Annotated in this window: 7 protein-coding genes; all 7 read left to right on the forward strand. The window is 41.7% G+C overall.

Annotated elements, in window-relative coordinates; genetic code table 11:
- Positions 1-877: DALR domain-containing protein (locus tag AAC037_RS15640; protein WP_339903855.1), on the forward strand; the 877-nt coding region annotated here is incomplete at its 5' end.
- Positions 867-1859 (forward strand): M28 family peptidase, encoded by a 993-nt coding sequence (locus AAC037_RS15645; protein WP_339903856.1) that lies wholly within the window; start codon positions 867-869, stop codon positions 1857-1859. The genes AAC037_RS15640 and AAC037_RS15645, both read left to right, overlap by 11 nt.
- A gap of 23 nt (positions 1860-1882) precedes the next feature.
- Entirely contained in the window at positions 1883-3037 is a 1155-nt protein-coding gene (galK, locus tag AAC037_RS15650) for a galactokinase (RefSeq protein WP_339903857.1), read from the forward strand.
- Between the two features lie 935 nt (positions 3038-3972).
- On the forward strand, positions 3973-5451 hold the full coding sequence (locus tag AAC037_RS15655; protein ID WP_339903858.1) for an N-6 DNA methylase: 1479 nt from the start codon (positions 3973-3975) through the stop codon (positions 5449-5451).
- 34 nt (positions 5452-5485) lie between these two features.
- Positions 5486-5860 carry a GxxExxY protein gene (locus AAC037_RS15660; protein ID WP_339903859.1) on the forward strand — a complete coding sequence of 125 codons (375 nt, stop codon included), beginning with the start codon at positions 5486-5488 and terminating at the stop codon, positions 5858-5860.
- A 131-nt stretch (positions 5861-5991) separates the two neighbouring features.
- The gene (locus tag AAC037_RS15665) at positions 5992-6876 is read left to right on the forward strand and encodes an ORF6N domain-containing protein (protein WP_339903860.1); all 885 of its coding nucleotides are present in this window, start codon (positions 5992-5994) and stop codon (positions 6874-6876) included.
- A 23-nt stretch (positions 6877-6899) separates the two neighbouring features.
- Positions 6900-7267 (forward strand): hypothetical protein (locus AAC037_RS15670; protein WP_339903861.1); only part of this gene is annotated, 368 nt, incomplete at its 3' end.

Genomic DNA, 7267 nt, shown 5'->3' on the forward strand with positions numbered 1-7267 from the left:
CGAACACCTGATGCGCTGGGAATCCAAATGGAGCGTTGGCTTTCCGGGCTGGCACCTGGAATGTACGGCCATGAGTTCCAAATACCTGGGAGATCAGTTTGACATTCACGGTGGAGGCATGGACCTGATGTTTCCACACCATGAATGTGAAATTGCCCAAAGCAATGCAAGCCATCATACCGACCCGGCAAAGTACTGGATGCACAACAATATGATTACCATCAATGGACAGAAGATGGGGAAATCTTTAGGGAATTTCATTACCCTTCAGCAGTTGTTCAAAGGGGATCATGACAAACTGGAGCAGGCTTACAGCCCGATGACGGTAAGGTATTTTATCTTAACGGCCCATTACCGCTCCACATTGGACTTCTCAAATGGTGCTTTACAGGCTGCGCAAAAAGGCTATAAAAAATTAATCAATGGACTAAGGATAGCCGGCCAATTGAAATATGAGGCCGATCCGGAAGTTTTGGTGGACGAAAAGCTTGTTTCACAAATCGAGAAAAGCATTGCGGCTGCCTTTGCGGCCATGAATGATGACTTTAACACGGCCCAGGCCATAGGCCATCTTTTCAACTTGCTGAAAAAAATCAATAGCCTCTATACCGGACAGTTAAAGGCTGCCCAGCTGGGGAAAGATGTGTATGATAAACTGATTCAAACTTTTAACGTATTTATTACAGAGATTTTAGGTTTGCTAGAGGAGAAAGGTGACAATCAGGAGGCTTTGTTAAAAGTGATCATCGACCTGTATAGCAAGGCCAAGACTGCCAGGGATTATCAAAAAGTGGATGAAATCAGGGCGGCATTAAAAGATATGGGTGTAATAATTAAAGACATGAAGCATAGTGTAGATTGGGCTTATGAAGAATAGTAAATTTGGGTTTATAATTGTAGGGTTGCTATGTCTGATGGCTGCCTGTGGTGACAAAACCAGCAGTGAAAAAAGATCAGAAGAAGTAATCAATTACCGGGCCAGCCCTGCGTTTAATGCCGATTCTGCCTATGCCTATATACAGCAGCAGGTGGATTTCGGTCCCAGGGTACCCAATACGGAAGCCCATAAAGCCACCGGAGACTGGCTCGTTCAGAAACTTGAAAGCTTTGGCTTGGCAGTTACCGAACAGGCTTTTCAAGACAAGGCTTATGATGGGAAAGTACTTCAGCTAAGAAATATTATAGGGAGCTATAAACCTGAAGCTTCTAAAAGAATTTTGCTGGGCGCACACTGGGATACCAGGAGAATTGCAGACAAGGATACCGAAAACCTGGAGGAACCCATTGATGGAGCCAATGATGGGGCCAGTGGGGTAGGGCTTTTATTAGAAATCGCTCGGGTCTTGCATACAGATAGCCTGCAACCTGATGTAGGGATAGATTTTATATTCTTTGATGGGGAAGATGACGGGGAACCGGAGCACAGAAATTTCCGTGACACGAGCCAAATTTGGTGGTGTTTGGGTTCTCAATATTGGTCCGAAACCCCACATGTGCAGGGCTATTCCGCCTATTATGGAATCCTGGTAGATATGGTGGGAGGCAAAAATGCCAGATTTTATAAAGAAGGTTATTCTGTACAATTTGCCAAGAATATCGTGGACAAGGTATGGGGCTATGCCCACCATTTGGGTTTTGGGGATTTCTTTCCCATGCGCAATGCGGAGGCCATTACAGATGACCACCTCTTTGTCAATCAGAATGCCAATATTCCCATGATCAACATTATCGAATACAGTCCTGATTATGGCTTTGGTCTTTATCACCATACCCACCAGGACAATATGGAAATAATTGATAAAAAGACCCTTGCTGTAGTGGGGAAAACGGTATTGTTTACCCTCTTTCAAGAACAGTAAATTTTAGATAACCTCACTTTTTTATGCGCTTACCAGACCTTATTGCCCAAACATTTGAAGAGAAATTTCAGTCAAAATCGATCATTGTTCGCTCTCCCGGCAGGATCAACTTTATCGGGGAGCATACAGATTACAATGAAGGCTTTGTCTTGCCTGCGGCCATTGACAAGTCCATCTACCTGGGCTTTGCCAAAAATAACACGCGAAGCTGTAGGGTCTATTCCCTCGATTTTAAGGAGGAGCAGACCTTTTCATTGGATAATTTGAAACCGGCCAAGGGTTGGGTGAACTTTGTGATGGGCGTGGCCAATGCCATTCAAAAAAATGGGGATGAGCTTGAAGGCTTTGACTGTGTTTTTGGCGGAGACATTCCAATAGGTGCAGGTCTTTCTTCTTCTGCTGCCTTGGAAAACGGAGTAGGCTTTGGTCTGAATCAGTTGTTTGATTTAAAATTGGAAAGGCTTGAGCTGCTGAAATTTTCCCAACAGGCAGAGCATGAGTTTGTAGGGGTGAAATGTGGCATCATGGACATGTTTGCCTCCATGATGGGCAAAAAAGACCAGGTCATTCGTTTGGATTGCCGTTCTTTGGCCCATTCTTATTTTCCTTTGGAATTGGGAGTATACCAATTGATCCTATGCAATACCAAGGTGGCCCACTCCCTGGCAGAATCTGCCTATAACCAAAGGCGGGAGGAATGTAGTGAAGGCGTAAAGCTGGTCAAAAAGCAATTTCCCGAGGTAAATAGCCTTAGGGATATCAACCTTGAAATGTTGGACAAAATGAAAGGAGAAATGTCTGCGGTGGTATACAAGCGCTGTGCCTATGTGATTCGGGAAAATGAACGCCTGATAAAAACCTGTGAGGCCCTGGCCAAGCAGGACCTGGAGGCGGTCGGACAATTTCTCTATGGTTCGCATGATGGACTTTCTCTTGATTATGAAGTGAGTTGTCCTGAGCTAGATTTTTTAGTGGACTATACCCGAGAGTTACCCTATGTATTGGGTGCCAGAATGATGGGGGGTGGATTTGGTGGTTGTACCCTTAACCTGATCAAGAAATCCGATAAAAAAGCATTTATTGCCGCCATTTCAGCCGCCTATGCCGGCAAGTTCAATAGGCAAATGGAAAGCTATGAGGTCAATGTAGCGGATGGTACGGGGCTTATCAATTTATAGGTATTAGGTAAGCCAATGGGGTACTTCGGAAGTGGGGAGGGGTACTTCGGAACCTACCCATTGGGGTTTATAACCTCAATTACTCACCTTAAAACAGGAAGGGGGTACTTAAAACTGACAAGCTTGGACCTTTTAACTCGAATTTTCCGGTTCAGAACTGAAATTTTTCACCTCAAACCTGAAAATTTTGACCAAAAACAGACAGAAAAGAGGGTGAAAACCGGATTGTATGACAAAATTTCAGGAAAAGTCATTGGATAGGGTAAAATTTTCCAGGTTCAGAAGTGGTCAAGGGTACTTCAGAACCTACCCATTGCAGTTATTAACCTCAAAATTCCAGTTTGGAAGTGGGTAATTGAACCTTTTAGCCGGAAATTTCCGCCTTTTTGGCAGTATTTTTTAAGTTTTAACTGATCCATTTGACCAAAAACTGACAAGAGAGAAGGTTTAGAGTAAAGCATTTGGTAAAATGATGGGTTATATAGGGTTTTTGCCGGAATTTTTTGATTAGGAACTGATCATGGATTACTTGAGCCTTTGCGTGGAAGAATAAAATTGATTAAAATCAAGAGAATGGAGATTTCAAAAGGTCCCCTTGTCTAAAAGGGTGTAAATCTTGCATTAAGATTCCTACCTTTCTGGAGTTATCCGCTTACAAACGCTTAAAGCAAAATAGGTATTAATCCTATCATTTTTCTAAAAACCCTTGTTAAAAGGCCTTAATGGGTTTTTTCTTTAGAAGCATTTAGTTAGTTTAGTGGGAATATAATAGATATATAGGTAACTCTTTAAGGAGGCTTGTTTATATACAATTGTTGTGCCCCATTAAAAGAAAAGCCAACGCACAAGCGGCAGCCTGCTATCGCACACATTGCTTTTTTGCCAATGCTGACGAGAAAACGAAGAATTGAAAAACTTAAAATAAAACAAACTGAATGTTTGAACAGACTTTTAAAAATATAGACGACATACTCCACAAAGACGCAGGTTGTGGAAGTGAATTGGATTATGTCGAGCAGACCTCTTGGGTGTTGTTCCTGAAATACTTGGACGACTTGGAGCGAGACCGTGCTACTTCTGCCGAACTTACAGGAAAAACCTACACGCCCATTATTGACAAGGAGTATCAATGGAACACTTGGGCTGCTCCCAAATTAGCGGACGGCAATGGTTCGACTAAGCTCACCACAAGAATTGACCATAACGCACTGACAGGTGATGACCTTTTGGACTTTGTAAACGGTAAACTGTTCCCCTACCTCAAAAAATTCAAACTGTCTGCCGAAAATGCCGACACGATTGAATACAAGATTGGTGAGATTTTCAGTGAACTGAAAAACCGCATACAAAGCGGCTATAATTTGCGTGAAGTCATCAACCGCATTGACGAGTTGCGTTTCCGTACCCATGCAGAGAAGCACGAAATGAGCCACCTGTATGAAGACAAAATCAAGAACATGGGCAATGCAGGCCGAAACGGTGGTGAATACTACACGCCTAGACCGCTCATTACAACCATTGTAAAAGTGGTTGACCCAAAAATTGGCGACAAAATATATGACGGAGCTGTTGGTTCTGCGGGTTTCTTGTGTGAAGCATTTGATTACTTAAAATCGGGCAAAGAACTAAGCAGTAAGGAATGGGAAACCTTGCAAAAGAAGACCTTTTACGGCAAAGAGAAAAAATCATTGGCCTACATTATTGGCATAATGAATATGATCTTGCATGGTGTGGAAGCTCCCAACATCATACACACTAACACCCTTGCTGAAAGCCTTGCCGACATACAGGAAAAAGACCGCTACAATGTAGTGCTTGCCAATCCGCCATTTGGTGGAAAGGAGCGAGCCGAAGTGCAACAAAACTTCCCAATTAAAACAGGCGAAACCGCTTCCCTCTTTTTACAGCACTTCATCAAAATTTTGAAAGCAGGCGGCAAAGCAGGTGTGGTGATTAAAAACACTTTTTTGAGCAATACCGATAATGCCAGCATTGCTTTGCGGAAAGAACTCTTGCAAAACTGCAACCTCCACACCGTTTTGGATTTGCCGGGCGGCACTTTTACCGGAGCAGGCGTAAAAACCGTAGTGCTGTTTTTTGAAAAAGGCAAGCCTCCCCAAAAGGTTTGGTTTTACTCCTTAAACCCAGGCCGTAATTTGGGCAAAACCAATCCACTCAATGAAAAGGACTTGGCGGAATTTGTGGAATTGCAAAAGACTTTTGGGGATAGTGAAAACTCTTGGACGGTAAACGTGAAGGACATAGACCAAAGTACCTTTGACCTCAGTGTTAAAAACCCCAATACACCAGAAGCTGACCCACTCCGCCAACCACAAGAAATTTTGGAAGAAATGCGAGCATTGGATAAAGAAGCAGAAGAAGTGATGGAGAGTATTGCCAAACTCATTGTCTGAACCTTGATTTTAAGGATGAAAGGATTACTTGATTATGATTGAGAAGGAACTGACACATAGAATAATTGGAGCCGCGATGGAAGTGCACAAGCACTTGGGAAATGGCTTTCAAGAAGTGGTGTATCAAAGGGCTTTAGCCATTGAAATGCAAATGCAGGATATCAATTTTATCAGAGAACAAGAAATGCCGTTGCAGTACAAGGGGTATGATGTTGGCACACGCAGGGTTGACTTTTTCGTGGAAGAGAAAATAATGGTAGAGATTAAAGCTATCATCAATTTAGAAGATGTGCATCTAGCACAGGCCATGAACTATGTGGAAGCATACAATTTAGAAATCGGACTTTTAATAAACTTCGGAGCCAAGAGCCTTCAGTTTAAAAGAGTGCATAACAACAAAAAGTCTTGAACCATGATTTTTAAGGATTATAGAACTGCCATGATTAAACCGCATACAAAAAGAATCAAGTCATCAAGAAAATCAAGCACAATCAAGGTTCAGACAAGTGCTGAAATCTTAAACTCAATTTCAGAATTAATATGAGTAAAGAACTAGCCATTTCACAAAAGCATATCGAGAGCCGCATATTCTCAATACGTGACAATCAGGTAATGATTGATCGTGACTTGGCCGAAATGTATCAGGTTGAAGTAAAAAGACTGAATGAGCAAGTCAAAAGAAATATTGAGCGATTCCCTGAATCATTCCGTTTTCAGCTTACTGAAGGCGAAAAGAATGAACTGGTCGCAAATTGCGACCGGTTCGAAACGCTGAAACACTCATCCAATAATCCCTACGCGTTTACCGAGCAGGGTGTAGCCATGCTTTCCGCTGTTTTGCGCAGTGAAACAGCCATCAAAGTCAGTATTCAAATTATTAATGCCTTTGTAGAAATGCGAAAGCTTATGGCCAACCACAGTGGACTTTTACAACGCATGGATGGTGTAGAACGAAAATTGGTAGAAACCGACCAAAAATTTGAGCAGGTATTTAAAGCCCTAGAAAGCAAAGATGTAATTCCAAACCAAGGCGTATTTTTTGACGGACAAGTATTTGATGCTTATGAGTTGGCTTCTAAAATCATCCGTTCAGCGAAATCAAGCATTGTGTTGATCGATAACTATGTGAATGAAACTACCCTGACCCATTTAGCCAAGAAATCCAAGGGCGTACAAGTGTATTTGCTCACCAAATCCATTAGCAAACAATTGAAATTAGATATGCAAAAAGCCAATGAGCAGTACGGCAATTTTGAAGCAAAACCCTTTACTCAAAGCCACGACCGCTTTTTGATTATTGACAACAAAGAAGTCTATCACTTAGGAGCTTCGTTAAAAGATTTAGGCAAGAAATGGTTTGCGTTTTCCAAAATGGAAGCCAAATCGGTGGAAGGAATCTTAAATTCAATTTCGGAATTGACATGAAGAAGAATTGGGAAAAGGTAAAGTTGAAAAATATTTTCACCAAGATTAATGGTCTTTGGACAGGAAAGAAAGAACCTTTTGTTGAAGTCAAAGTCTATACAATGACAAATTTCACAAAGGATTCATTTTTAAATAAAGATAAGGAGCCCAGAGAAATAGTAGCCAGCCTTTTGCAGTTTGAGAAAAGAAAGCTACAAAAAGGAGATATTCTAGTCGAAAAATCAGGTGGTGGACCTAATCAGCCAGTTGGCCGAGCGGTATTGTTTGATATTGATAATGATGAAAACAATACGTTTAGCAATTTTACAACAAGACTCAGAATTAATGAGAATTTCACTGACAAAGTCTATCCGAATTTTGTTCATCACTTCCTTCGTTTAAAATACATAGA

The sequence above is a fragment of the uncultured Cyclobacterium sp. genome (assembly GCF_963976465.1).
GTDB lineage: Bacteria > Bacteroidota > Bacteroidia > Cytophagales > Cyclobacteriaceae > Cyclobacterium.